Annotated in this window: 22 protein-coding genes and 1 pseudogene; 18 read left to right on the top strand and 5 right to left on the bottom strand. The window is 72.4% G+C overall.

What is annotated here, in order from left to right; translation table 11 throughout:
- Nucleotide 1: 1 nt before the first annotated feature.
- From Bra3105_RS09675 to Bra3105_RS09630, 10 genes are read left to right on the top strand one after another with little or no spacing between them, the layout of a single operon-like run.
- Nucleotides 2–739, top strand: coding sequence for an acylneuraminate cytidylyltransferase family protein (locus Bra3105_RS09675; protein WP_228356508.1), 738 nt, complete (start codon nt 2–4; stop codon nt 737–739).
- Nucleotides 736–2,988, top strand: a complete 2,253-nt coding sequence (locus Bra3105_RS09670) for an N-acetylneuraminate synthase family protein (RefSeq protein WP_228356507.1) — start codon at nt 736–738, stop codon at nt 2,986–2,988. Before Bra3105_RS09675 ends, Bra3105_RS09670 begins: the two co-directional genes overlap by 4 nt.
- A 44-nt stretch (nt 2,989–3,032) precedes the next feature.
- Nucleotides 3,033–4,175 (top strand): glycosyltransferase family 4 protein, encoded by a 1,143-nt coding sequence (locus Bra3105_RS09665; RefSeq protein WP_228356506.1) that lies wholly within the window; start codon nt 3,033–3,035, stop codon nt 4,173–4,175.
- Nucleotides 4,172–5,485 carry an O-antigen ligase family protein gene (locus tag Bra3105_RS09660; RefSeq protein ID WP_228356505.1) on the top strand — a complete coding sequence of 438 codons (1,314 nt, stop codon included), beginning with the start codon at nt 4,172–4,174 and terminating at the stop codon, nt 5,483–5,485. The genes Bra3105_RS09665 and Bra3105_RS09660 overlap by 4 nt, the downstream gene beginning before the upstream one ends.
- Entirely contained in the window at nt 5,482–6,381 is a 900-nt protein-coding gene (locus tag Bra3105_RS09655) for a glycosyltransferase family 2 protein (RefSeq protein WP_228356504.1), read from the top strand. The genes Bra3105_RS09660 and Bra3105_RS09655 overlap by 4 nt, the downstream gene beginning before the upstream one ends.
- A gap of 52 nt (nt 6,382–6,433) precedes the next feature.
- Nucleotides 6,434–7,498, top strand: a complete 1,065-nt coding sequence (locus Bra3105_RS09650; protein ID WP_228356503.1) for a glycosyltransferase family 4 protein — start codon at nt 6,434–6,436, stop codon at nt 7,496–7,498.
- Nucleotides 7,495–8,448, top strand: coding sequence for a glycosyltransferase family 2 protein (locus Bra3105_RS09645; RefSeq protein ID WP_228356502.1), 954 nt, complete (start codon nt 7,495–7,497; stop codon nt 8,446–8,448). The genes Bra3105_RS09650 and Bra3105_RS09645 overlap by 4 nt, the downstream gene beginning before the upstream one ends.
- A gap of 1 nt (nt 8,449) precedes the next feature.
- The gene (locus Bra3105_RS09640) at nt 8,450–9,595 is read left to right on the top strand and encodes a glycosyltransferase (RefSeq protein WP_228356501.1); all 1,146 of its coding nucleotides are present in this window, start codon (nt 8,450–8,452) and stop codon (nt 9,593–9,595) included.
- Nucleotides 9,592–10,494: a glycosyltransferase family 2 protein gene (locus tag Bra3105_RS09635; RefSeq protein ID WP_228356500.1), complete on the top strand. Its 903-nt coding sequence runs from the start codon at nt 9,592–9,594 to the stop codon at nt 10,492–10,494. The genes Bra3105_RS09640 and Bra3105_RS09635 overlap by 4 nt, the downstream gene beginning before the upstream one ends.
- 26 nt (nt 10,495–10,520) lie before the next feature.
- Complete coding sequence (locus Bra3105_RS09630) at nt 10,521–11,729, top strand: glycosyltransferase (RefSeq protein ID WP_228356499.1); 1,209 nt, start codon at nt 10,521–10,523, stop codon at nt 11,727–11,729.
- A gap of 11 nt (nt 11,730–11,740) precedes the next feature.
- On the opposite strand, the gene Bra3105_RS09625 is transcribed toward Bra3105_RS09630, so the two are convergent.
- Together Bra3105_RS09625 and Bra3105_RS09620 are read right to left on the bottom strand one after the other, a co-directional pair.
- Nucleotides 11,741–12,850, bottom strand: coding sequence for a glycosyltransferase family 4 protein (locus Bra3105_RS09625; protein ID WP_228356498.1), 1,110 nt, complete (start codon nt 12,848–12,850; stop codon nt 11,741–11,743).
- Nucleotides 12,847–13,734 carry a glycosyltransferase family A protein gene (locus Bra3105_RS09620; RefSeq protein ID WP_228356497.1) on the bottom strand — a complete coding sequence of 296 codons (888 nt, stop codon included), beginning with the start codon at nt 13,732–13,734 and terminating at the stop codon, nt 12,847–12,849. Before Bra3105_RS09620 ends, Bra3105_RS09625 begins: the two co-directional genes overlap by 4 nt.
- 173 nt (nt 13,735–13,907) lie before the next feature.
- Here Bra3105_RS09620 and Bra3105_RS09615 point away from each other — a divergent pair, with 173 nt between their 5' ends.
- Entirely contained in the window at nt 13,908–15,026 is a 1,119-nt protein-coding gene (locus Bra3105_RS09615) for a glycosyltransferase family 4 protein (protein ID WP_228356496.1), read from the top strand.
- An 83-nt stretch (nt 15,027–15,109) separates the two neighbouring features.
- Here the strand turns inward: Bra3105_RS09615 and Bra3105_RS09610 are convergent, their stop codons facing one another.
- Complete coding sequence (locus Bra3105_RS09610; RefSeq protein ID WP_228356495.1) at nt 15,110–15,949, bottom strand: alpha-1,2-fucosyltransferase; 840 nt, start codon at nt 15,947–15,949, stop codon at nt 15,110–15,112.
- Between the two features lie 186 nt (nt 15,950–16,135).
- Between Bra3105_RS09610 and Bra3105_RS18660 the strand changes: the two are divergent.
- The 3 genes and pseudogenes from Bra3105_RS18660 to Bra3105_RS09595 all read left to right on the top strand — a co-directional run.
- Nucleotides 16,136–16,684: pseudogene (locus tag Bra3105_RS18660) on the top strand (transcriptional initiation protein Tat); the annotation flags it as partial.
- 78 nt (nt 16,685–16,762) lie between these two features.
- Nucleotides 16,763–17,206, top strand: coding sequence for a hypothetical protein (locus Bra3105_RS09600; RefSeq protein WP_228359693.1), 444 nt, complete (start codon nt 16,763–16,765; stop codon nt 17,204–17,206).
- Between the two features lie 133 nt (nt 17,207–17,339).
- Nucleotides 17,340–19,202, top strand: a complete 1,863-nt coding sequence (locus Bra3105_RS09595; protein WP_228356494.1) for an ABC transporter ATP-binding protein — start codon at nt 17,340–17,342, stop codon at nt 19,200–19,202.
- Nucleotides 19,203–19,280: 78 nt separating this feature from the next.
- On the opposite strand, the gene Bra3105_RS09590 is transcribed toward Bra3105_RS09595, so the two are convergent.
- On the bottom strand, nt 19,281–19,952 hold the full coding sequence (locus tag Bra3105_RS09590) for a hypothetical protein (protein ID WP_228356493.1): 672 nt from the start codon (nt 19,950–19,952) through the stop codon (nt 19,281–19,283).
- 278 nt (nt 19,953–20,230) lie between these two features.
- On the opposite strand from Bra3105_RS09590, the gene Bra3105_RS09585 reads away from it, so the two are divergent.
- Together Bra3105_RS09585 and Bra3105_RS09580 are read left to right on the top strand one after the other, a co-directional pair.
- Nucleotides 20,231–21,748, top strand: a complete 1,518-nt coding sequence (locus tag Bra3105_RS09585) for a sugar transferase (protein WP_228356492.1) — start codon at nt 20,231–20,233, stop codon at nt 21,746–21,748.
- Nucleotide 21,749: 1 nt separating this feature from the next.
- Nucleotides 21,750–22,211 carry a VanZ family protein gene (locus Bra3105_RS09580; RefSeq protein ID WP_228356491.1) on the top strand — a complete coding sequence of 154 codons (462 nt, stop codon included), beginning with the start codon at nt 21,750–21,752 and terminating at the stop codon, nt 22,209–22,211.
- Here Bra3105_RS09580 and Bra3105_RS09575 read toward each other — a convergent pair.
- Entirely contained in the window at nt 22,208–23,074 is an 867-nt protein-coding gene (locus Bra3105_RS09575) for a nucleotidyltransferase family protein (RefSeq protein ID WP_228356490.1), read from the bottom strand. The two genes, Bra3105_RS09580 and Bra3105_RS09575, sit on opposite strands and share 4 nt — an antisense overlap.
- Nucleotides 23,075–23,125: 51 nt before the next feature.
- Here Bra3105_RS09575 and manA point away from each other — a divergent pair, with 51 nt between their 5' ends.
- Together manA and Bra3105_RS09565 are read left to right on the top strand one after the other, a co-directional pair.
- Nucleotides 23,126–24,331, top strand: coding sequence for a mannose-6-phosphate isomerase, class I (gene manA / locus Bra3105_RS09570; RefSeq protein ID WP_228356489.1), 1,206 nt, complete (start codon nt 23,126–23,128; stop codon nt 24,329–24,331).
- Nucleotides 24,328–25,998: a PqqD family peptide modification chaperone gene (locus Bra3105_RS09565; RefSeq protein WP_228356488.1), complete on the top strand. Its 1,671-nt coding sequence runs from the start codon at nt 24,328–24,330 to the stop codon at nt 25,996–25,998. The genes manA and Bra3105_RS09565 overlap by 4 nt, the downstream gene beginning before the upstream one ends.
- Nucleotides 25,999–26,001: the final 3 nt, after the last annotated feature.

The raw sequence follows: 26,001 nt of genomic DNA, 5'->3' as shown, positions 1-26,001 counted from the left end.
GATGAGCGTCCTCGTCGTGATCCCCGCCCGGGGCGGGTCCAAGGGCATCCCCCGCAAGAACCTCCTGCCCGTGGGAGGCCGGCCCCTCATCGCGTGGACCATCGCGCAGGCGCTCGACGCCCGCGACCGTCCCGCCGACGTCGATGCCGGTGCCCCCGCCGAGGAGGTCATCGTCGCCGTCTCCACGGAGGACGCGGAGATCGCGCAGGTCGCCGCGGCCCACGGCGCGCGCGTGATCGACCGTCCCGCCGAGCTCGCCGCGGACGCCTCTCCCACCGAGCCCACGGTCCTGCACGCGATGGACGTGGTGGAGGCGGAGGGCGCCGAGCTGAGCGCCGTGGTGCTCCTGCAGGCGACCTCGCCCGTGCGCCATCCGGACACCATCGCCCGGGCCATCGCGCAGTTCCGGCGCTCGGGCGTGGACTCCCTGGTGGGGGTCGTGCCCGAGTCGCCGTTCTTCTGGCGCCTGCCCGCGGGCGAGGGGGAGAGCGCCGAGGCCGCGTACGACGTCGACGCCCGGCCGCGCCGCCAGAAGCTGGCGCCCGCGCAGATGCACTACTTCGAGAACGGCAGTCTGTACGTCACCTCCCCGCGCATCTACCGCGAGAAGGAGAACCGCATCGGCGGCAGGGTCGGCCTGTTCGTCCTGGACGAGGTGGAGGGCGTGGACATCGACACCCTCACCGACGTCGCCGCCGCCGAGTCGATGCTCACCCGCCTGGGATGGAGGACCGCATGATCCTGGACCGCCGCACCGCGCCGTTCACCGTGGGATCCGACGCGACGGTGATGGAGGCCCTGCGCCGCATCAGCGAGAACCGGACCCGCATGGTGCTCGTGGTGGACGCCGACGGCACCGTGCGCGGAACCCTCACCGACGGCGACGTGCGCCGCTGGCTGGTCGCCCAGAGCGTCCCGGACCTGGAGGCCCCGGCGCTCGACGCCGCCTGCACGGACTTCGTCTCCGTGCAGGAGCACGAGGACGCGGAGCGGATCACCGCGCTGTTCGGCCGCGGCGTGGATCGCATCCCCGTGCTCGACGAGGGCGGCCGCCTGGTCGCGGTCGCGGCGCCGACCCCGCGCGCGTTCCCCGTCGGCCGCCACCTCGTGGGCGAGGGGCAGCGCGCGCTCGTGATCGGCGAGATCGGGAACAACCACCAGGGCGACCTCGATCTGGCCCGCCGGCTCGTGGACCACTGCGTCGAGGCCGGCGTCGACGCCGTGAAGCTCCAGCTGCGGGACATGGCGAGCCTCTACCGCTCCGGCAGCGGCAGCGCGTCCGGGGGCGAGGACCTGGGCCCGCAGTACACGATGAACCTGCTGGCCAAGTACACCCTGTCCGTCGAGGACATGTACCAGGTCTTCGACCACTGCGCCGCCCGCGACATCGACGTGCTGTGCACCCCGTGGGACCTGGTCTCGGCCGACGCCCTCGAGCGCTACGGCATCCCCGCGTACAAGATCGCCTCCGCGGACCTCACCCACCACGACCTGCTCGCGCACGTGGCGGACTTCGGCCGGCCGATGATCGTCTCCACGGGCATGAGCACCGAGCAGGAGATCGGCGGTGCGGTCGATGTGCTGCGCGGCCGCGGCGCCGTCTACGCGCTCCTGCAGACCCAGTCCACGTACCCGGCGCCGTACAAGGACGTGAACCTGCGGTACATGGAGCGGCTCGCCGCGATCGGCGACTGCCCCGTCGGCTATTCGGGACACGAGCGCGGCTGGCACGTGCCCGTGGCGGCCGTAGCCCGCGGCGCCTCGATCATCGAGAAGCACGTGACCGTGGACCGCGCGCTCGAGGGCACCGACCACAAGGTCTCCCTGCTGCGCGACGAGCTCGCGACCATGGTGCGCCAGATCCGCGAGGTCGAGGAGGCGCTGGGCACCGAGGGCCCGCGCGAGGTCTCCACCGGCGAGCTGATGAACCGCGTGAACCTCGCGAAGTCCCTGGTCGCCGGGCGCGACCTGCGTGCGGGGGAGGTCGTGAGCGCCGCCGACGTCGAGGTCAAGAGCCCCGGCCGCGGCCTGCAGCCCGACCGCCGCGACGAGCTGGTGGGCGTCGCCCTGCAGAGGGACGTGCCCGCGGGCGACTTCTTCTACCCCGGCGACCTGTCCGGGCGGGCGCGCCGCCGCGGGACGTACTCCTTCGACCGCCCCTGGGGCCTGCCCGTGCGCTTCCACGACTTCCGCTCCCTGCTGGAGGTCTCGGCACCGGACTTCCTCGAGTTCCACCAGAGCGCGAAGGACATGGACCTCGACCCCGCGCAGTTCTTCGCGCCGGGGGAGCGCCTGGGGCAGTTCGTCACCGTGCACGCGCCCGACCTGTACCCCGGGGACTTCCTCATCGACCTCGCCTCGCCCGATCGCGCGATCTGGGAGCGCTCGATCCACGAGGTGCAGCGGGTCGTGGACCTCGCCCGGGGCCTGCGCGAGCGCTTCACCTGCGAGGACGATCCGATCGTCATCGTCACCATGGGCGGCTTCCTGCCGGACCGTCACGTCGCCCCCGCCGAGCGGCCCGCGATGTACGAGAGGGTCCAGCAGGGCCTCGAGCGGGTCGACGAGGCCGGCGTGCGCCTGACCGCGCAGACCCTCCCGCCCTTCCCCTGGCTGATGGGCGGCCAGCAGTTCCACAACCTGTTCATGGATCCCGAGGACACCGTGGCCTTCTGCGAGGCCACGGGCCGCCGCCTCACCTTCGACGTCTCGCACACGAAGCTCGCGGCGACCTTCGCGGGCCGCCCGTTCGGCGAGTACGTCGAGGCCATGGGCCCCTTCACCGAGCACCTGCACATCGTCGACTCCGTGGGCGTGGACGGCGAGGGCGTGCAGGTCGGCGAGGGCGAGGTCGACTTCGCGGACCTCGCCGAGCGCATGGGCCACCTCGCCCCGGACGCCCCCTTCATCCCCGAGATCTGGATGGGGCACGTGAACGGCGGCGAGGGCTTCTTCACGGCGCTCGAGAGGCTCGAGGAATGGTTCTGAGGGAGCCGGGGAGCCCTGCCGCGGGTCGGCCCGCGGAGCGACGCGTGCCCGCGGAGCGACGGCGGCTCGCGACGGGGCTCGCGCTGTGGGTCGTGCCGGTCGCCGAGCTCGGCGGCGTCGCCCGGCACGTGCTCGATGCGACCCGGCACGGCGTGGACGGATGGCGCATCGTCGTGCTGTGCCCCGACGGCCCGCTCGCGGACCGGCTCGCCGCTCAGGGCACAGCGGTGCTGCGCGGCGCGATCTCCCCGGCCGACGGGCCGAGGACCGCCGTCCGCACGCTGCGGCGCGTGCTCGCACGGCTGCGCCCGGACCTGCTCCACACCCACCTCGCCTTCGCGGACCTCTCGGGGGTGGCCGCGGTGACCGGCCTGCGCTCGGGGCGCGGCGCGCGCATCCGCCTGGTCTCCACCGAGCACGGGATCTCCGGCGTTCCCGGCCTCTACCAGTCGAGCCCGGCCCGGGCCCGGGCGATCGCCGCGGCGCATCGTGCCCGGCTGCGCCGCGCAGATCGTGTGATCGCCGTGAGCGCGTCCACGCGAGAGCAGATCGTCGCCCAGTGGGGGAGCGCGGAGAAGATCGTGGTGGTCCGCAACGCGGTCGAGCCGGTGGGGGAGATCGGACCGGCGGCTGCGAGCGGGCCGACCGGAGCATCCGCCTCGACGGATGCTCCGGGCCCCGACGCTCCGCTGCGCGTCCTCTCCCTCTCCCGTCTGGCCCCGGAGAAGCGCATCGACCGCGCCCTCGAGGCTTTCGCGAGGGTGCATGCCGAGCGCCCCGGGGCGACCTTCACGATCGCGGGCACCGGCCCGCAGGAGCAGCGCCTTCGCGAGCTCGCGCGGGAGCTGGGCCTGGGGGACGCGGTCTCCTTCGTCGGCCATGTCGAGCCCGCCGAGTCGATGCCCCGTCACGACGTGCTCGTCCAGCTCTCGGCCTGGGAGAACCTCTCGTACACGCTGCTGGACGCCGTCGCCCACGGGCTGGGCGTCGTCGCGACCGACGTCGGCGGGAACCGGGAGATCCTGCCGGAGCAGTGCCTCGTGGATTCCTCGCGGCTGGAGGACGTCGCGCATGCGATCCTGGCTCAGGGGAGGCCGTCGTCGATCCGCGCGCCTCGTCCCGACGCCGGCGGCGTCGCGCGGATGTGCATCGGGATCGCCGAGGTCTACCGGGAGGTGTCGGGATGAGCAGCGCACCGACGCCGCGCGCCGACGCGGGGCCCGGTGGCGGTCAGGCGGCCGGCTCCCGGGGACGGCTGGGCGAGCACCTGCGGGACGCCGCGCACTCGGCCGGGTCCGTGCGGATCCTGGACTTCGTCCTGTTCGCCCTGCTGATCTCGTCCGGCGGGCTCCCGATCCAGTCGATCGGACCGATCCCGCTGGCGAACCTCGTGCTGGCCCTGATCTGCCTGCGGGCGCTCCTGGACAGGCCGCGCTTCGACCTCGGGCGGTGGCAGAGCCTCGTGCCCGTGCTCATCCTGGGGCTGCTCTACGTGGGCGGGATCTCGATGTTCGCCGTGCACTCCGAGGGCGCCGCGGACTGGGAGAGCCGTCTGCTGCGCTTGGCCGCAGTGACCGTGCTGATCTTCGTCTGCGCGAGCGGCCGCATCGACCTGCGCTCGGCCGTGCTCGGCATGTTCGGCGCGCTCGTGGTGAACGTGCCGCTCTTCTACGCGGGGCTCGTCCAGGACAACTACGGCGGCTACCTCACGGGCCTGATCGGCGACAAGAACCAGGCCGGTCTCGCCTACTGCGTGGTCGGGCTGCTGATGCTCTGGGCCGTGCGCAGCAGAGGCGGCAGGGTCCTCATCGTGCTGTTCAGCACCGCCGCGCTCTGGCTCACGGGCTCGCGCACCTCGATCGCCGCCTACGGCGTGGGCATCGTCTGGTTCCTGCTCGCCCCGTACCTGCCGATCGTCGGGAAGTGGATCCTGGGCGCGGTCTCCGCCTGGTTCGTCAGCCTCGTCTCCGAGGACTACTCGCAGGTGGGCGTCTTCTCCGACCGTGAGGGCAGCGACCTGCTGCGGGCGCGCATCGACGCGGCCAGCGAGGTCAAGCTCCACGACACAGGTTTCTTCGGCGGAGGTCTCGGCGAGGCGTACGTGACGATCGAGGACCGCTCCTGGTTCTTCCACAACTCGTACTGGAGCGCCCTGGTCGAGGGCGGATGGCCGTGGGCCGTCCTGGTGGTCGGCGTGACCGCGCTCCTCCTGGTGCGGCCCTTCACGGGCAAGGTGCCTGCTCCGCAGTACGTCGCCCAGGCGGCCGGGGTCGCCCTGCTGGTCTGTGCGACCCGTCTCGGCGAGGTGTTCTACACGAGCGTGTGGGCGGTCGCGATGGCCGTCGCCCTGCAGCTGCTCGCCACCCCGCGCGATCCCGACCGGTCCGGCCGGCTCCCGGACCCGATGGGCAGACCGGAACGGGGACGCGCCCGCCCTGCGGACCGCACCGTCGGGCGCGCCGGCACCTCGGACGGGCCACAGGGGGAGGTCCCATGATCGAGGTCTCCGTGGTGGTCTGCGCGCGCAACGAGGAGGCGCGCATCGGCCGACAGCTGGCCGCCCTGGATGCGCAGGTCGATCACCCGAGGTTCGAGGTGATCGTGGTCGACGACGGCTCCACGGACCGCACGCGGGACGTGGTGCGCGCATGGATCGAGCGCGGGGGAGGGGCCGCCGAGAGTGCGCACCTGCTGCACAAGAAGTCCCGACGGGGCATCCCGGCCTCGCGCAATCGCGGTGCGAGCCGCGCGCGCGGACGCCTGATCGCCTACTGCGATGCCGACGACGAGGTCGAGCAGGAATGGGTCGGGGCCATGGCGCGCGGACTCGGGGAGGACCAGGTCGGCGGCGGCCCGCTGCTGATCCCCGCCGCCGAGGCCTCCGGGGGATCCACGACGTTCGCCGACGGCCCGGTCGGCACCGCCTACCTGCCCTACATCGGTGCGGCATCACTGGTCATCGAGCGCGCCGCGCTCCATCGCCTCGGCGGGTTCGACGAGTCCCTCCCGCCCTACGGATTCGAGGACGTGGACCTGTGCTGGCGAGCGCAGGAGGCGGGGATGGAGCTGGTGCGGATACCCGACGCGCGCGTGCGCTACTCCCTCAGCGGGGCGAGCGCCTCGGTGCGCAAGAAGCTGACGCTGGGCCGCGGACGCGTGCTGATGGCCCGCCGCTATCCCAGCTACGACCCGGCGACGTACACGCCGGCCTCGACCCTCAAGGGCCTCGTGGGCGCCGTGGCGGGGATCGTCGTGGCGAGCGCGCGCGAGCGGCGCATCGACCGTCGTCGCGTCGGCACCGCGGTCGCCGCGGCCGGGCGCGTGATCGGCGCCCTCCAGGTGCCGGCGGGTCGGCCGCTGCCGCCGCCGCGGCTGCCCCTGGAGGCCCTGTGAGGCGGGCCGGGGCAGCGGGGCGTCTCCCGGGACATCCCGTCGGGGCGGGCCGATGAGCGCGCCCCGCATCGCGATCGCGACGAACAACGGCGACCTCGGCGGCGGAGAGGTCATGCTCCTCCACATCGCCCAGGTGCTGCGGAGCCTCGGCCTCGACGTGCTCGTCCTCGGACCGGCCGCCCCCGGCGGCCTGGTGCGCGCCGCGCGCGAGCGCGGGTTCGCGACCGAGGAGCTGCCCGCGCGCGGACGACGCTCGTACATGCTCCGCCTGCGGCAGTGGCGGCTGCAGAACCCTCGGATCCCCCTGTGGTGCAACGGGCTGGTGCCGTCCTTCGCGACCACGGGTCTCGGCCCGCGGATCGTCCACCTGCACATGCTGCCGCATGGGCCCCAGAAGGTCGCGGCGCGTGCGGCGATGCTCGGTGCGCGGCGCGTCCTGGTGCCCTCCCGCTTCATGGCCGCCCAGCTGCCCGGCACCACGGTGCTGGAGAACTGGACCGGCGAGATCCCGCTCCGTCGCGGGGCTCCCCGCGACGCCGACGGGCCGCTGCACGTGGGATTCCTGGGGCGGCTCACCCGGGACAAGGGGGTCCACGTCCTCGCCCGCGCGCTCGAGCTGGTCCCCGAGGTCGACGGCCGCGAGCTGCGCCTGCTGCTCGCAGGCGAGAACCGCTTCGGGAGCGCCGACGACGATCGCGCGATCGACGCGGCGCTCGCGCCGATCTCGCACCGCACCGACCGCCTGGGCTGGGTGGACCGGAACGCGTTCTTCGAGGCCGCGGACGTGGTCGCGATGCCCTCGACCGCCGCGGAGTCCTTCGGTCTGGTCGCCGCCGAGGCGATGGCCTCGGGCGTCCCCTTCGTGATCAGCGAGGCGGGAGCGCTGCCCGAGGTGGCGGGCCCGGAGCATCCCTGGTGCGCACGGACCGGCGACGCCGAGGACCTCGCGCGGGCTCTGCGCGCCGCCCTCGCCGATGCCGGCGGCGCCGCTCGCTCACGGCCGGCCCGTGCTCGCTGGGCCGAGCGGTTCTCGCCGTCAGCCGGCACCGCACGCGTGCAGGCGCTCCTCGCCTCGCTCGACGCTTCGGCGTCCACATCCCCCACGGAGGCGCCATGAGCGCCCCGGCCGCCTCCCTGATCGTCCCCACCCACCGCGGCGCGGGCCGGCTCCCCGCGCTTCTCGAGGCCCTCGCCGCGCAGGCGCCGGGCACCGGGGACTTCGAGGTCGTGGTGGTCGTCGACGGGGACGAGGACGGCAGCACGGAGCTGCTGCAGCGGACCGCGGAGTCATCGGCACTCGCGCTGCGCGCGATCGTGCTCCCGGAGAACCGCGGGCGCGTCGCCGCCCTGAACACGGGATTCGAGGCCGCCCGCGGCGAAGTCCTCGTCCGCTGCGACGACGACCTGCTGCCCGGCCCCCGCTTCGTGGCCCGTCACCTCGCCGCGCACGCCGACGGCGTGGAGCGCGGGGTCGTCGGCCTCTACCGGAACCGCTTCGAGCCGACGCCCTACGCCTCCGTCTACGGGGAAGGGGCCGACGAGCGCTTCCGCGCGGACGCCTATGCCGCGCCGGCCGATCTGCGCTGGCGGTACTGGGCGGGCAACTGCTCCCTGCCCCGGTCCCTCTGGGAGCGGGTGGGGTCCTACGACCCGGCCTACCGCCTCTACGGCTGGGAGGACGTCGACTACGGGTACCGGATCGCGCAGGCGGGCGCCGCCGTCGTCCTCGACCCCGCCCTGGAGACCGCGCACCGGGCCGCCTCCGTGACCACGCGGATCCGCGCCCGCCGCGCCGCGCAGGCCGCCGCCGCGCGACGCATCTTCGAGGCGAAGCACGGGACGGGCGCACTGCCCCCGGCGATTCCGCCGTGGTCCCTCTGGAACGCCGCCGTGCGGGCGGCCTCCCTCGGCACCGGTGTGCTCGGGCCGAGGCGCACCGGCGGCGCCGTCGACCGGATGCTGCCCCTGGTCCCGCGAGGCGCCGGCCGCAGACTCGTCGGACTCGCCGTCGAGGGGGCCGCGCTCGCCGGCTACCGGCATCCCGAGCGGGCGAAGGAGGTGTTCTGAGATGGTGCGCATCGCGATCGCCCACGACTACCTCACCCAGCGCGGCGGCGCCGAGCGCGTGGTGCTCGCCCTCGCCCGCGCCTTCCCCGACGCCCCGATCCACACGCTCTTCTTCGCACCGGACCAGACCTACCCCGAGCTCGGCGACCGCCGCATCCACGTGAGCGCGCTGAACGCGATCGCGCCGCTGCGCCGCGACCCGCGCCTCGCGCTGCCGCTGCTCGCCGCCGCCTCCGCGACCATGCGCATCGACGCGGACGTCGTCATCGCGAGCTCCTCCGGGTGGGCCCACGCCTTCCCCACGAGCGGCCGCAGGATCGTCTACTGCCACTCGCCCGCCCGCTGGCTGTACCTGCCCGAGGACTACCTCGGGGACGCCGGCCGCCTGGACCCCAAGCGCCTCGCCCTCACCGCCCTCGCCCCTGGTCTGCGCCGCTGGGACAGGCGCGCCGCCCTGCGCGCCGACGGGTACCTCGCGAACTCGAGCGTGGTGCGCGAGCGGATCCGCCGGGTCTACGGCATCGACGCGCCCACGCTGTTCCCGCCGTTCAGCGCCGCCGTCGCCGACGGGCCGCAGGAGGAGATCCCCGGGCCGGGCGACGGGGGCGCACCCGCCGATGCGGCGGCCGGCCGCCACCACCTCGTGGTCTCGCGCCTCAAGCCCTACAAGCACGTGGACCGGGTGATCGAGGCGTTCCGGGCGATGCCGCAGCGCCGCCTGCTGGTGATCGGCCGGGGCCCCGAACGGGACCGGCTGCGCGCCCTCGCTCCCGCGAACGTGCGCCTGGTCGAGGGCCTCTCCGATGCGCAGATGCGCTGGGCGTACGGCCACGCGAGCGCGCTGATCGCCGCGAGCCACGAGGACTTCGGGCTCACGCCGCTCGAGGCGGGAGCCCACGGCGTGCCCACGCTCGCCCTGCGCGCGGGCGGCTACCTCGACACCGTCGAGGAGGGGCTGAACGGGACGTTCTTCGAGGCGCCCGATCCACAGCAGATCATCGCGGCCGTCGAGCGCGCCGAGGCGGCACCGTGGGACCCCGAGCGGATCCGCGAGCGGGCGGAGACCTTCGCCGAGCACCGCTTCGCCCGGCGCATCCGCGAGGCCGTGCGCGAACAGCTCGCCGCGGCCGGGACGGAGGACGCATGAGCGGCAGCGGGCGGCGCGAGGACGCGGCGGCGCAGGAACGGGCGGAGCAGGAACAGGCGGCACCGCAGATCAGCGTCGTCATCCCCGCCTTCGACGCGGCCGTGACCCTGGGCCGCCAGCTCGCCGCGCTCGCCGCGCAGGTCGACGCGCCGCCCTTCGAGGTCGTCGTGGCGGACAACCGCTCGCGCGACGCGACTCGCGGAGTCGCGCTCAGCGCCGAGCCGGACCTGGACCTGCGCGTCGTCCCGGCCCTGCGCGCACAGGGCGCGAACTGCGCCCGCAACGAGGGCATCCGCGCCGCGCGAGCCGAGCTGCTGCTGTGCGTCGATGCCGACGACGAGATCGCACCCGGGGCGCTGCGGGCCGTCGCCGATGCGTTCTCCGCCCCGTCGGCCCCGGACCTCGCCACGGGCGTGCCCACCGGGCTCGACCCCGTGAGCTTCGAACTGCCCGTCTCCATGGACTTCCTGCCCTACGGCATCTCCGCGTTCCTGGCGCTGCGCCGCGAGGTCTTCGACGCCGTGGGCGGCTTCGACGAGGACTTCGTCGGCGGCCAGGAGGAGGTCGACTTCTGCTGGAGGGCGCAGATGCAGGGCTTCCGCCTCGGCGTCGTGCGCGGGGCGCGCTTCACCTACGAGCCCCGGCCCGACGCCCGGTCCGCCTTCCGCCAGTACCGCCGCTACGGCGCGACCTACATCCAGCTGTTCGTGAAGCATCGCGCGCAGGGCCTCCGCGGGTCCTCCCTCGGCGCCGAGCGCCACGACGTGCCGCGCGTGGCGCGGGCGCTCGTGCGGCTGCTGCGCCGACCCGAGGACCGACCGGAGATCGCCCGCGGCCTCGGCTGGATCGTCGGCCGCTGGCAGGGGAACCTGCGCCACCGCGTCTGGGGGCCGCGATGATGGCGCACCCCCCGCGGATCGTTTTCGTGACGCCCTCCCTGCCGGTCTCGACGCCGCTCCACGCTGGCGGGATGCTCCAACGGGACGTCACACGCTCTCTCGCTGCACAGGGCGCTCAGGTTCTCGTACTCGCGCCCGCCTTCCGGTCATCGCTGGAGGTGCTCGACGATGTCGACCCCGGATGCACCGTGGTCATGCCCGAGCTGATCCCCTCCAGAAGCAGCGCGCGAGGCGTTCTGGTGCGGCTTTCCCATCGCGTGAATGGCCTGGTCGCGCGGTCGCCTCTGCAGCCCGCCCACGTGCCCTTCCTTGTAGCACTGCTCATGCAGCCACGGGTGTGGCGAGCGCTGCGTTCGGCCGATGTCATCGATCTGCAGTGGTTCCCGTCGATTCGCCTGCGCCCGCTCATCCGCTTGCTCGCCGGTCATCGGCCGGTCATCATCGGCACCTTCCATGACGTGGTCTCCCAGCGCCTCGAGCGCTCGGCACAGGTGGAGCCGGATCCGCGGCAGCAGGCACGACTCAACAGGGCCGGAAGGAGAGCGCGGCGCCTGGAAAGAAGACTGGGCAGGACCCTCCACGAGTCAGTCGTGCTGTCGGAGAAGGACCGCGGGCTCTTGACGGCGTCCGGAGCTCCGCAGGAGCGCGTGACCGTGCTCGCGCCTCACCTCGAGGCGCCGGGGTCGCGCTGTGGGAGGCGCCCTCGCCGAGCACATCCCACCGTGATCTTCGTCGGGTACCTGCTGCGACTCGAGAACCATGAGGCGGCAATGTGGCTGATCCGCGAGATCTGGCCCTATGTGCACGCCTCCGTGCCAGAGGCCCGACTGCGCATCGTGGGGGGCGGCGCGAAACCAGAGCTTCGCGACGAGGTCGCCCGGCAGGGGAAGGACGTCGAACTCACCGGATTCGTCGACGATCTCTGGGCTCAGTACGACGCGGCCGACTGCTCCGTGGTGCCTTTGCGCGACGGTGCCGGCGTGAAATTCAAGACCATCGAGTCACTGCTCGCGGGGCTGCCCACGGTCGCGACCACCATCGGAGCCGAAGGGGTCGGCGAGGAGGAGGATTTCGTCATCGTGGCCGACGAGGCGCAGACCCTCGCAGAGGGCATCATCCGCGCCCTCGACGATGACCGGGAGCTCGTACGGGCGCGTGACGCCGCCGCACGACTCCGTGCAGCGCATGGCTTCGAGCGATTCGACTCGTCTGTGGCGCGCATTTACCGCTTGTGAGTCGTAGACGTTCAGTACTGGTCGTCGCGCAGGGACGCCTGGACAGCGCGGTCGAACGCGTCGGCCCACGCACTCCAGGAAAGGCGTTCTCGCGCGTCCTCCGATGCCGAGCGCGAGAGCGCAGCGAGGTCTGCCCGGTCCAGAGATCCGAGAATACTGATGGCGTCCTCCACGATTCTGTCCGGTGGGAGCAGCCACCCTCCGACACCTGGCCGGAGCAGCGTCGCTACCCCACCGACATCGGTCGCGAGGACGGGAAGACCGTGGGCGAGGGCGTCAGTGATGACGACGCCGGAGGCGTTCGCGCGGGAGGGTTCGAGGAGGACGTCGGCGCATGTGTACAGGCGAGAGAGGGCTCGTGGGGAAACCCGTCCGACCGTGCGCACCCCGGACATCGGGCTGAGCGCTGGGGTCTCACCGACGATCGTGAGCCGGGCCCCGGTCCTCTCGTGCAGGGCATGGTGGATCCGAAGCGCGGTGTTGCCATTCTTCCGCTCCCAGTCGCTCGCCACGAACAGCAGCTCGAGCGGCCCGCCGGACGCTTCCCGCGGAGGCATCGGGTCTGGCGCGGTGATGGCAGGTCCGAAGGGAGCAACCGTGATCCGCTGGGGCATCACGCCAATCTCATCCACGAGGGATCCACGCGCCCAGTCACTCGCGACCAGGTAATGCGCGGTGTTCCGTGCGGCGAGTCGCTCCACACGGGCCCCTTGGCGGTGTGATTCCTGAGAGAGCCCGCTGAACTGGGGGTAGAAGCCGGCCACGGCATCGAAGGTCGCGTCGGTGATCTGTAGGACCGGCGTTCCGGGAGAAGCGACAAGGTCGGTCGAAGCCGCGACCGCAACGAGAAGGTCGACGTCCGACGTCGCGAGCTGCGCGCGTAGTGCGCGTGAGCGGTGTGCGGCGGTCACGGTTGAGTGCCGGGGCAGCACCGGATGCCGGGAAAGGCGTGCACGGAGACGGTCGATCGCCGCATCGCGGGCTGTGATCGCCGGAAGACGGCGTGTGTTCCAGCGTTCTTCGATCGCCGTGACCATCGGAGCCACGACGCCGGACCACGCACCGGGGTCGTCGAGCTGCCATCCGCTGTGGATCGCCAGCTCCGGCGCCGACGATGTCACCGCCGACCCTGGTGACGACGCGCGGTCAGGGCCTCGGCGCTCCTGCGCACCGTTCGAAGGACACCGTAGGAACGAGGAAAACGCGCTCGCAGCGCTTCGAGGTGTCGGTAGCGCAATCGGAGGTCCCTCGCCTCCTCGAGCCGGCGGAAGAAGTGGAGCCAGAACTCTTCGGCATGCTCGAGATACAGACTCTGGTTGTTGCGGAGCATGGTCGCGTAGACGCGGGCCTTCGTCTCAGTGGAGCGACCGGTTACGGCGTTCAGCGAGGGGCGGTCGTGCTGGCGGTAGTGGAAGTACGTGCCCTCCAGCCGGTGCACATCTCGCCCCAGCCCCAGAATCCGCAGAAGGAAGTCGTGGTCCTCGCGGCCCTCGGTCATCGTCTCGTCGTAGCCTCCGACAGCGAGCCAGTCCTCGCGGCGGAACAGGGCCGTTGCGAAGATCTGGTTGTCGATGAGGATGGAGCCGATGTCGAAGTCGGGCAGCTCCCACGGTCCAGTCATCGCCCCGAAGACGTCCGCTCGGCAGTAGACGACGCCGATCCGCGGGTCCGCTTCTGCGACCTTGACTGCTTCCTCGACGTACGGGGGCTCGATGAGATCGTCATCCCCGAGGCACAGGAAGTACCGGGCGTCGGAGGAGCCGATGCCTCCGTTGAGCGTGGCGCTCACGCCGCGGTGCGGGAAGCGGCGAACAGCGATCCCATCGCGCTCGAGACGCTCGAGGAGGCGAAGCTGCTCCGGGTCTGTCGAGCCGTCGTCACACACCACGATGTCCAGAGCGGGCCAGGTCTGGGCCTGCGCGCTCGCGACCGCCTGCTCGAGGTACTCGGGTCGGTCGTACGAGGGGATGACGAGGGTGACGCGCGCGGACTCCTCTGAGGGCATACGGATCTTCCTGTTCGTCGCGAGGCGTCATCATCGGAGCCGCCGGTATCGGACGGGAGGACCGGCAGGGTGTCGAGGATGACAGTATCGTCCCTGCGAAGCTACGAGGCCCTGCGGGCCGATCGGGAACATGAGCGCTGTTGAGGTGGCCTGGGGCCGGAGAGGTGCGGTCGATGGTGTCCGATCACGACGAGCGGCCCACGGTGCTCGGGCTCTTCGACTGGAGCGCCCCGGAGGCCGACGATGCCGAGAGCGGCCCCTCGGCGGGCCGGCCGCACACGGCCCCTTCGCTGCGCGATCCCGGATTCCCGCTGCCCTACCGGGCGGACCTGCTGCCGCGCAGCGCTCAGCTCTCCCTTCGCCTGGTGCCCCCGGCCACGGGCCACGCCCACCGCAAACTGCGCGACGTGGTCGAGCACCGCTCCGGGGTGCGGATGGACCTCATGGTGCGCGGCGCGCCTCGAGCGCTGCATGCCGATGCCGTCCTGGCGTTCCTCGAACCGCAGCTCACGGGACTGTCCTGGGTCCGTCGGCGCGGCCTCCCGCCGTACGCGTCGCGTCCCGCCGTCGGCATCTCCTGCTGGTGGGCGCAGGAGCTCGCCTCCGGGACGCGCCCGGCCGCGGAGGTCGCGAGGGTCATGGAGGGGATCGACCAGCTCATCGTGTTCAGCGCGAACCAGAGGGAGATCTTCGCCGCGGCGGGGGTGGACCCCGAGCGCATCGCGCCGGTGCTCTTCGGCGCCGACCACACGTACTTCGCCCCCGCGCGGGTCGAGCCGCGCTTCGACGTCCTCGCGGTCGGCGTCGACCGCGGCCGGGACTGGGACACCCTGGTGGCGGCCGCACGCCTGCTGTCTCAGCACCGCTTCGACATCGTCACCGGCCCCGGCCGGATCCCTGAGCGCGACCTGCCCGGCAACGTCACCGTGCACCCGCCCACGGACTTCGCGACCTACCGCGATCTTCTCCGCGCGGCGCGCCTGGTCGTGGTGCCCACCTTCGATCTGGCCTACCCCACCGGGCAGAGCGTGCTGCTCGAGGCGATGGCGAGCGGACGCTGCGTCGTCGTCACCGGCACCGACGCCATGGACGAGTACATCGACGACGGCCGATGGAACCTCTCCGTCCCGCCCCGCGACCCCACGGCGCTCGCCGAGACGATCAGCGCGGCGCTCGCCGACGACGCCCTGCGCGAGCGGATCGGCCGCGGCGCCCGGGAGGCCGTCGAAGAGCACTTCACCTTCGAACGGATGTGGGGGAGCGTCGGAACCGTGATCCGGCAGACGCTCTGAGCCGACGCCGTGCGGATCTCGAGCGTCGGGGTCTCACCGGGCGCGCCCGAGGAATCGGCGCGCGCCCCGGCCACGGGCAGCTCTCAGGCGGCCGGCTCGCCCCAGCCGCCGGGGATCTCGTCGATCCGATGCCAGGACGGTCGCAGCTGCCCCGCCTTCCCGCCGCGCGCGGTCCGGTCGAAGAACCACGGCGCCACGACCTCGCGCTCCGGGTGGATCACGTCCCCGATGTACCCGCCCCAATACGAGAACGTCGAGTTGGGGAGGATCAGCCGCGGGGCGTGGACGAGGGCCGCGAGATCGTCGGTCGCCGAGCCTTCGCGCACCCGGACGGGAGCGACATCGTCGAGGGCCCGCAGGTACTCCCGGCACCAGGCGGTGTCGTCGGAGACGACGACGATGCTCGACGGCGCGCCGTGCGCGTCCACGGACGCGCGCACCGCCTCGAGGGTGTACGCGACGGTGTCGATGCCGAAGGCGGCCCGATGCTCGGGGACCGAGAAATAATCGCCGCGGCGCACGTTGACCACCATGGCGTCGTCATCGAGGTCCTCCGGAGCGCTGTTCAGCGGCGATCCGGGCAGCAGGACCTGCTCGATGTACGGGACGAGGAGGGGGTCGTCGTAGCGGTCCGGCTCGTGCTCCTCCCGTCCGCTCCACGGCATCACCCGGCGGTCCGTGAACCGCACCTCGGAGCGCTCCACGAAGAAGCGGCGGCGCAGCTCGGGGAAGACGGCGAGCGAGGCGGCCTTCGACGGCTGCAGGAGGATCCGCCGAGGGGACCCGCGGCTCTCGCCCTCGAGCGCCCAGACGCCGATGTACAGGAGGTTGCCGAGGTTCATCCACTCCGGGCACCAGGCGACCTCCCGGCCGCGTCGGACCATGTCGAGGGCCCGCACTCGCGCCGCGCGCAGCAGGGACATCGGCGACCTCCTCTGTTCTCGCTCCAACAGCAGAACCTACACATCCCCGTGGTGAGGGGCGGGAGATCCAGAGCGTGATAGCTTGCACGTGCGACGCACACAGGTGGCTGTGCTCGCTTCGACGGACGAGGGAAACGACGCGGAGCGAGGCAGCACCGGCATCCCCGACCGTGACGGAGTTTCCGTATGACCGAGCCGAGCCCACAGCCGCGACGACGATCACTCCTTCGCGGTGCGGCGTGGGCGACGCCCACGCTCGCGGCCGCTGTGGCGGCACCGGCCGTCGCCGCGTCCTTCGAGTGCCCTTCTCGGAGCTTCACCGCGACCGCGCCGAGCACCTCGAGCGCGACTGCGACTGATACGAACTGGACCGTCCCCGCGGGCGTCCGCCGGATCTGTCTCCAGGTGCAGGGTGCGGGCGGTGGGGGATCGAGCGCGGGATCCGCAGGCGGGTCCGGGGCGCGCGTCACGGGTTATCTCGGTGTGACACCCGGCCAGACATTGCGTCTTATCGTCGGCGCGGGGGGACTGCGTGACGCGAGCGCCACCGCTGCCGTGCCCGGTGGTGGTGGATATGGCAAGGGCGGGGACAGCGTCGTGTTCCCCGGGTCGGTCACTGCCACAAATCGCAATCGGAGTGGTTCGGGCGGTGGTGCTTCCGCCGTCCTGGCCGGCACCACGCCCGTGGTGGTCGCTGGAGGAGGGGGCGGTGGCGCGGGGGCCCAGGGCAACAGCTCGTCCACTCCCGCCTTGGCGCCCGTCGCAGCCCTCGGAGGAAACTCCTCCGCCGTCGGCGCGTCGGCCACTGCAACGATGACGGGCAACACGACGCGCACCACGGCCAACGGCGGCGGCGCGGGCGTCAGCGGAACCGGTGGCGCCGCCGTCGCAGCAGGGTCATCCGTGGTCGGTTCCGGATTCACCCTCGTGACGCAGCAGCACACCGCAGGCACGGCGGGAGGGTCGGGGTTCAACGCGGCCGGTGGCAATGGAGTCGTGTCGTCGACGGCTCAGACCGCACATGTCTCCGCCGCGGGCGGCGGCGGGTACGGAGGTGGAGGTGGTGGAGGCTCCTCCTCGCTCCATGTCCTCCAAACGGGTTCGACTGCATTCACCTCAGCCTCGCAAGGCGCGGGGGGCGGTGGCGGAGGGAACTATCTGGCCTCGAACATCGGCGACGGCGTGGTCGGGCTGGCCTCGAACGGCTCCACGAGCAGCACCGTGCGCAACCCCGGATCGATCACGATCTTCTACTGAGCCGCCCCGGGTCCGCGGAGGACGGGTGACGCGCGCGCACGCGCCAGGTCCGGTTTCTGCGCCTGATCCGCCGGGCCCTCCTCGCTCCGGGTAGCGTTTCGCTCGTCCCGCGACCCGAGGAGAGGAGCCCTGCATGTCGACTCGGCGTCCCTGGAGCGCGCTCGGCGGCGACGCCGCGCAGCTGCGCCGAGTGTTCATGCTGGTGCCCTGGCGCATGCGCTGGAGGACGATCGGGCTCCTCGTCGCGGCGGCGGTCTCCGCGTTGCTGGATATCCTCGCGGTCGCCTCGATGCTCCCGCTCACCCAGCTTCTCGCGGCGCCGGATGCGCTCCCCGGGGTGGTCTCCACCTACCTCGTGCCGCTGATCGGCACCGACGATCGCCGCACCGTGCTGCTGGTGCTCGCGCTGCTGGTGGTCACCGCTTTCGTGGTCAAGAACCTCACCGTGATCGCGATCCGCTGGTGGAGCCTCGGTATCACCAACGCCGCCTCCAGCGCGGCCCAGTCGGAGATGCTGCGCTGGTACATGGCCGCCCCCTACGCGGCCCACCGCCGTCGCTCCCGCGGCCGGATCATGCAGGTGCTCTCCGGTGCCGTCCCCGCCGCCTTCAACGGCGTGCTGCTGGGCTACATCACCGTCGTCGTCTACGGATTCACGGTGATCCTGCTCGCCGTGACCCTGCTCGTCGCAGCGCCTCTGGCCTCCCTGGCCGCGATCATCATCTTCGGCGGCGCCTCGCTGCTCCTCTCGCAGGTCCTGCGTCCGCGGTCCCTGCGCAACGGCCAGGGCATCCTGGGCCTGGAGACGGAGTCCTGGCGCATCCTCAACCCGGCGATCGACGGCTTCCGCGACGCGCGGCTGTTCCTGCGCGAAGCCCACTTCACCGACCGCTACGAGACCAACAGGCACGGCGTCGCCGGGCTCAGCCGATGGCGGGCGCTGTATTCCGAACTGCCCAAGTACCTGCTCGAGATCGTCATGGTCCTGGGCATCTTCTGCGTCGCGGTGATCCTCTTCGCCACCAACGACGACGCCACCGCGTTCGGGCTGCTCGCCATGTTCGCCGCGGCGAGCGTGCGCATGATCCCCTCCCTGAACCTCGTGGTCGCGACCTACAACGGCATCGTCAGCAACCGGCCGTCGCTGGCGATGGTCACCGAGGAGATGGACGAGCTCGAGGACGACAGGCGCCGCGAGCAGGCCCCGTCGGACGAGGACGACGGGCTCGACGTGCCCGACGGCGCGTGGAACGGTCTCGCGGACATCGTGGTCGACGGCCTCGGATTCCGGTATCCCGACGGCGACGAGGACGTCCTGCGGGACGTCAGCGTGCGGATCCCCGCCGGGCGCACCATCGCCCTGGTCGGCGGATCAGGTGCGGGCAAGACGACCTTCGCGGACATCCTCGCCGGGCTGCTGCCGCCCACGCGGGGATCGGTGACCGTCGAGGGCGTGGACATCTCCCGCCATGCGCGGGCCTGGCTCGCCCAGGTCGCCATGGTCTCCCAGAAGATCTACCTGTGGGATGACACCTTGCGGAGCCTCATCACCTTCGGCGAGGCGCCCGAGGAGGTCGATGCCGAGCTCCTGGACGACGTGGTCCGCCGCGCGCACCTCCAGGAGTTCGTCGACGCCCTGCCCGAGGGACTCGACACCCGGATCGGGGAGAGCGGAGCGCGGCTCTCCGGCGGTCAGGCCCAGCGCGTGGGCATCGCCCGGGCGCTCTACGCCAGCCCGCAGGTGCTCATCCTGGACGAGGCGACGAGCGCCCTGGACAACGAGACCGAGCACCGCATCACCGCGACCATCGAGGACCTGCACGGCGAGATCACGGTGATCGTCATCGCCCATCGGCTCTCCACCGTGAAGAACGCCGACGAAATACTCTTCTTCGCCGACGGCACCCTCCGCGCCCGCGGCACCATGGCGCAGCTGCGCGATGAGGTCCCGGAGTTCGCGCGGCTCGTGCAGCTCGGGACGCTCATCGAGGGATGAGCGGGTGAGCGGGTCCTGATCGGGGACCGGCCGATCACGCCGGTCGAGGTGACGACGCGGCCGCGATCGGCGGCGGGGTCACGCCGTCTTCTGGACCGTGGGCCCGGTGACGCCGATGTCGTCGCCCGTCGTGCCCGACGTCTTGGCGAACGCCCACGTGTACTCCATCCGCACCTGTGTGCGCTGGGTCAGCGTCAGGGTGATCGTCCGGGACCGCGAATCGCCGGTGCCGTCCTTCGACTTCATGTCGGACGCGGAGGCGAGGGTGGAGCCGGTCTGCGAATCGAGGACCCGCGCCTTCAGCACGAGCTCCCGGCTGTTGATCGAATACACCTTGGCGGTGAAGGAGAAGGTGTACGTGCCGCGGTTCAGGCACACCGCCGGGCTGGTGAGCACGATGGTGGCGCCCACGTTCGTCGGCGGGTCGTCCACGACTGCGGCCGTGTTGGCCTGGTTCCAGAACTGCCAGTAGGGAGCGGTGCCCAGGTTGGCGCTGCCCGGCAGCACTCGCGGCGCCGTCCTCCCGGTGGGGTCGGTGGTCGACTTCTGCGTCCATTGACCCAGGGTGTTCCCGGTGAAGGCGAGAGCGGTCGTCGCCTGCGACGCCGACTGCGGGGTGCATTCCTGGGACACGGCGAAGGCCGGTGCGGCCGTGGACACCAGCAGCGCCGGTGCACTCCATGCGACCCCGCGTGCGAGAGCTCGGCGGGAGACGCTGCGCCCTGGCAGGGTGTCGTGGGAGTCGGCCATCGGGGTCCTTTCGTGCGTGTACACCAAGTGTAGATATTCCGGACATGCCGGAGAGCTGTTCGGGCTGTGATCCTGGTCGTGCTCGGGCGGTCGTGCCCCGCCGTCCGCGGCGTCCTGCGGTCGGCCCGATGAAGTGTCGGTGACGCAGGATGGATCGTTCCCGTGCCGTCGAGACGAGGTCTGGATACCATCGGGTCACAACGCTGGTGGACGAGCTCGGTCCCGCCGAGTCTCGACGGCTGCACGATGGAGATGGCAGCGCATCGTCCGGGAGAGTGATGTCGACGTCCGAGGAATCGGTGACGAGCGGTCACAGGAACGTGTCCGCGATCGTGCGCACCCGTGCGACCTCTCGGGACGCACGGCGCTCCGATGCCGCCGTCCGCCCCCTCATGGTCACGACGATGCTGCTGGCCGACGCCGTGTGCCTGGTGCTCGCGACCCTCGGCGCCTACGCCGCGCGTCAGCTCCTGCTCGGCCGCACCGGTGACCTGTCCGAGCACGTGCTGGACGCCGCCGGCATCATCGCGCTCGGCTGGCTCGTCGCGATCATCCTCTTCAGCGGGTACGACACCCGCCTGGTCCCCGCCGGCACCGAGCTGTTCTCGAACGTCCTGCACGCGAGCCTGGCCGCGGCCGGGATCGTCGGCGCCGTGGTCTACCTGCTGGACATCGAGCTGTCCCGAGCGTTCTTCGTCGCCCTCTTCGTGATCGGGCCGCCCTTGCTGCTGCTCGACAGGCTCCTGATCCGACGGGGCCTGAACACCCTGCGCAACCGCGGGCGGCTGCGCACCCCTGTCCTCGCCGTGGGATCGCTCGCGCACGTCGACGGCATCGCCCGCACCATCGACCGCGAGACCTGGCTCGGGTACGACGTCGTCGGCGCCGTCACCCCGCATACCGGCGCTGCGGGAGCCGCGGAGGAGTCGGGCCTGGGCATCCCCGTGCTCGGCGCCGAGCACGACCTGCTGCGCATCGTCGACGAGGTGCGCCCCCGGGTGCTGCTGTTCACCGCGGGCGCCACCGCGAGCGCCGAGGAGTTCCGACGCACGGCGTGGAGGCTCGAAGGGCTCGACGTGCAGGTCATCGTGGTCCCCGCGCTCAGCGAGATCGCCGCGGACAGGGTGCGGATGCGCCCGGTCGCCGGTCTGCCGCTCGTGCACATGGACCTTCCCCGCGCCCGGCAGGCCTTGCGGTGGACGAAACGCGCCTTCGACATCGCCGCCAGCACCCTCCTGCTGCTGGTCCTCGCGCCGATGCTGGGGCTGATCGCCCTGTGCATCCGGATCCGCGAGGGCAAGGAGGTCGTCTTCCGCCAGCAGCGCGTGGGGCGCGACGGCGAGACCTTCGAGCTGCTGAAGTTCCGCTCGATGATCACCGACGCCGAGGCCGAGCAGGTCGAGCTCACCGAGCGCGCCGTCCAGGACCGCGGCAACGCTGTGATGTTCAAGATGCGGCGCGATCCCCGCATCACCCGCACCGGTCGCTTCCTGCGGCGGTACTCCCTCGACGAGCTGCCGCAGCTGCTCAACGTCCTGCGCGGCGACATGAGCCTCGTCGGCCCGCGCCCCGCGCTGCCCCGCGAATCCGCCGCCTACGACGACGACGCCCGACGGCGGCTCAGCGTGCGCCCGGGCATCACGGGACTGTGGCAGGTCTCCGGGCGCAGCGACCTGGCCTGGGAGGAGACGGTCCGCCTGGACCTCTACTACGTGGACAACTGGTCGTTCCTCCGCGACCTGCAGATCCTCCTGCGCACGGTGCGCGCCGTGCTGGCCTCCTCGGGCGCCTACTGAGGTGTCCCGCTCGTCGCGGCCGGCGCACAGGCCCCTTCCCGCGCTCGGGCGTGCGTGCGCAGCGGCGGTGCTGCTCGTCTATCCGCTCGCGGCGGGCGTCCTGCTGCTCTCCTCCGACGGCTGGGCGATCAACCGGGCCAACGTCCGCGTGTGGTGGATCGTCACCGGGATCTTCGGGGTGCGCTCCCTGGTCAGCCCCGAGATGTTCGCGAACCTCGCCAACGTGCTGCTGTTCGTGCCGTTCTTCGGCGCCCTCGCGCTCCTCGTGCCGCGCTGGTGGTGGTTGCTCCTGGGTATCGCCGGATCCGTCTCCGTCGAGCTCTACCAGTCGACGCTGCCGAGCCGGGAGGCGTCGGTCGTCGACGTCGTCACCAACACTCTGGGGACGGCGCTCGGGGTCGCCCTCGGCATCGCGATCCGCCGCAGGCTCGATCGACGCAGCGCGGACGACGCAGTGGGCTAGTGCCGTACGACGCGCGCGGCGCGGTGCAGCGCGTGCCGGGCCGCCCGGCCCCAGCGGCCCCAGCTCTCGCGACGCAGTTCCGCGGGCGTGGGCGGGTGCCCCAGCCGCAGGGCCAGGTGCTCGGGGTTCAGGCGGAGGGCCGCACCGAGCACCTCCAGGCGCTCGCGCATCGACCCTGCCTCGCGCAGCCTCGCCCACCACACCGCGGAGGGCGACGCCTTCTCGTGCAGCGCCGTCCACAGCGCCACGCCGCGCACCCCACGAGCCCTCTCCGGGCGGTCCGTGACCAGAGCGATCGGCACGCGGCCGCCCAGTTCGTCGGCCAGGGAGTCCAGCCGGTCCCGCCCGTCGTCGTCGAGCGAGTCCCAGGCGACGCGCACATCGTGGGCGCGTCGGCCCATCGCGTCGCGCGCGGCGTGCACGAGCAGCACCAGGCGCTGCATCTCGAGCGCGGGGACCGCGCACTGCTGCCCGCCCAGCTCGATCAGGCGGCGGCCGCTCCACATCCGCGAGAACGTGGCCCCAGGGTCGCTGTCCAGGCCGGGGAAGCTGCGGTGCACGTCCACCGTGCCCCAGGTGGTGTGGTGGAACGTCGCGGCGTGGCCGAGGACGCTGCCGTGCTCGAAGCTCGTGACCTGATCCCAGCCGTGGGAGCGCAGGGCGGCGCAGAAGTCCTCCGCTCTGCCCGGTTCGACCAGGATGTCGCAGTCCGAGGAGGGTCCGCGCCCCTCCGCGAGCACCGGATCCAGTGCCGGACCCTTCACATGCAGCACGCGCACACCGGTATCCCGGGCAAGATGGTCCAGGCAGCCGTGCGCCAGACGCAGCCGCACCGTGACGGGCAGCGGCGGGAGGGACGACACGTGCTGCAGTCTAGGCGGGACGGTGCGGACGAGGAGAAGGGGGCCTGCTCCATGCAGAGGCTCGACGGACGGACCCAGCACTATGCCTGGGGGTCTGCGACCGCGCTGCCCGAGTTCCTGGGGCACCCGGCCGACGGCCGCCCCTGGGCCGAGCTGTGGCTGGGCGCTCACCCGCTCGCACCCGCCGTCCTGGCGGACGGCATGGCGCTGGACGCCGCGATCTCCCGTGACGCCGCCGCCTCGCTCGGCGACGGGGTGACCCGGTCCTTCGGCGAGCGTCTGCCGTACCTGCTCAAGGTCATCGCTCCCGAGCGCCCGCTCTCGCTGCAGGTGCATCCCGATCGGGACTTCGCCGCCGAGGCCTTCGCGGCGGAGACCGCGGCGGGCCTCCCTCTGGACTCCCCGGCCCGGACGTACCGCGACGACAACCACAAGCCGGAGATGCTGGTGGCCCTCACCCGCTTCACCGCGCTGTGCGGCTTCCGCACTCCGCGCCGTGCCGCGGCGATCCTCGACGGCCTCGGCACCGACCTCACCGATCGCCTGCACTCCCTCCTGGTGGGGAGCCCGAGCGCCCACGGGATGCGCGCGGCCTTCCGCTCTCTCGTGGCGACGTCGATGCGTCCGCCCGCCCATGCCGTCGACGAGGTCGTGGCCGCGTGCCGTGCCCGGGTCGCGGCCGACGCGTCGCCGTCCCCGCGCATCGACCGCATCGTCGCCGAGCTCGCCGAGCACCATCCGGGGGATCCGGGGGTCGTCGCCGCGCTGCTCCTGAACCCCGTGACGCTGCGGCCCGGGGAGGCCCTGTTCGTCCCCGCGGGCACCCTGCACGCCTACATCCACGGCACGGGCGTGGAGATCATGGCCGCGAGCGACAACGTGCTGCGCGCGGGCCTGACGGCGAAGAAGGTCGATGCCGACGAGATGCTCCAGTGCGTGAGCGTGACGGCCGCCCCGCCCCTGCGCGTCGCCCCGGAGCGGCAGAGCTCCGTCACCGTCGCGTACTACGCGCCCGTCGATGACTTCGAGGTCACCTTCACCACGCTGCCCGAGGGGGAGGAGGGGGAGGAGCGATCCGTCCACCGTCTCGCCGGCGGAGGGCCCCGCATCCTGCTCGCCCTCGAGGGTCGGGTGCGGCTCGAGACGGGGGAAGACGCCCTCGATCTGCTCGCGGGCCAGGCCGCCTTCGTCCCCGCGGCCGACGGGCCGCTGCGCGTCAGCGGCCACGGCCGCCTCGTCCAGGCGTGCGTCCCGTGACCGTCCTCAGCCTGCGGCGCGTGGTGCGCGAGGAGGACGAGGCCGGGACGTGGGTGGGCCTCGTGCCCGACGGCCCGATCATGCTGCTCGCAGGCGCGGGCGCCGAGGTGGTCGACGTGCTCGAGGAGGCCGGCGGGCAGCTCGCCAGGGACCGGCTCGTCGAGGCGGTGCTGGAGCGCTTCGAGAACGCGCCCCCCGATGCGGCGCGGGAGATCCTCCGCTTCGTCGACGAGCTCGTGGAGGCCGGGGTGCTCGACGCCGAGGGCGATGACGAGGCCCCGGCGGATCCGACCGCCGCAGGGGAACCGAGCGCCGCTGTGCAACCGAGCACCGTCGTGGAACCGAGCACCGCAGCGGATGCGGTGACCGCGGACGAGACGCTCGTGGTGGGCGTGGCCGGAGAGGAGGTCGAGCTCGTCTTCACACCGGGCCTGGAGGAGCTCGCGGCGCGCGCCCGCGAGCTGTGGTCGCATCTTCTGGTCGACACGGACACGGACACGGGCACAGGCACAGGCACAGGCACGGACACGGACACGGACACGGGCACAGGTAGGGGCACGGATCGAGAAGCGGACACAGTGGCAGGCCGCTCCCGGCGCCGTTACGTGCCCAAGGCGCGCGCCTCCGGGGCGGCGCGCACCCCGAGGGGCGGCGACCATGCCGATGCCGCGGCGCCGGGTCCCGGCAGCGATGCCGCCCTGCGGGTCCTCCCCACCGGCCCGCAGGGCACGTACGCGCTCTCCGGGGACATCACGCGGGCCCTCATCGAGCGGCTCCGCGGCAGGCGGCTGCTGCTGCACGCGGCCGCGGTGGAGCTGCCGGGGACCGGAGTGGTCCTCCTCGTCGGACCGTCGGGAGCAGGGAAGTCCACGGCCGCGGAGACCCTCGCACGCGACGGCGTCTACCTCACCGACGAGCTGACGATCCTGGCCCCCGACGACCTGGGCCTCAGCGCCTATCCGAAGCCCGTGTCCCATCTGGACCATGGGGCGACCACGTGGGCCAAGCGCGATCACGCGCTTCCCGGTCTGGGCCTCGCCCCCGCCTCACGGGCCGAACCGCCCTCGCACGTGGTGATCCTGGAGCGGGAGGCCACGGAGGCCACGAGCCCCGACGGGGCCGCGGAGGCCGCCGAGGGCGGGGCGGGCACCGTCGCGTCGACGTCGACGATTGAGCGCATGCCCCTGCATGAGGCGATGGGAGTGCTGATCGGTCAGTCCTCGTCCCTCTGGATGGTGCCGGACGGCCTCGCCGCCCTCGCCTCGCTGCTCGAGCGGACGGGAGGTGCCCTGCGGGCGCGGTACCAGGAGGCGGAGGACCTGCGCGGCCTGCTCGCACAGGCCCCCGCGCCCGCATCCGAGGGCACGACCCCGATCCCCGTCCCCGACCTGATCGCAGCGCCGGGACCGGGCCAGTGGGCGCTCGCCCCGTTCGCCCAGGCGCTCGCCATGGATGACGGGATCCAGGTGCTGTTCGAGGGGCGCGCCGTGCATGCGCCGGCCCTCGCGGGTCTCGTCTGGGAGCAGCTGCTGGACGCGGGGCCCAGCACGATCGACGAGATCGTCGAGCGGATCGTCGTGCACCTGGGGCCGAACCCGGATTCCCACCAGCTCGTCGAGGCCTCGCTCGGGATGCTGCTCAGCGAAGGGTGCGTGCGTCGGGGCTGATGC

The organism is Brachybacterium halotolerans subsp. kimchii (genome assembly GCF_020792675.1).
Lineage (GTDB): Bacteria > Actinomycetota > Actinomycetes > Actinomycetales > Dermabacteraceae > Brachybacterium > Brachybacterium halotolerans.
The sequence above is the reverse complement of the archived record's forward strand: the minus strand, read 5'-3'. Positions and strand labels throughout refer to the sequence as shown.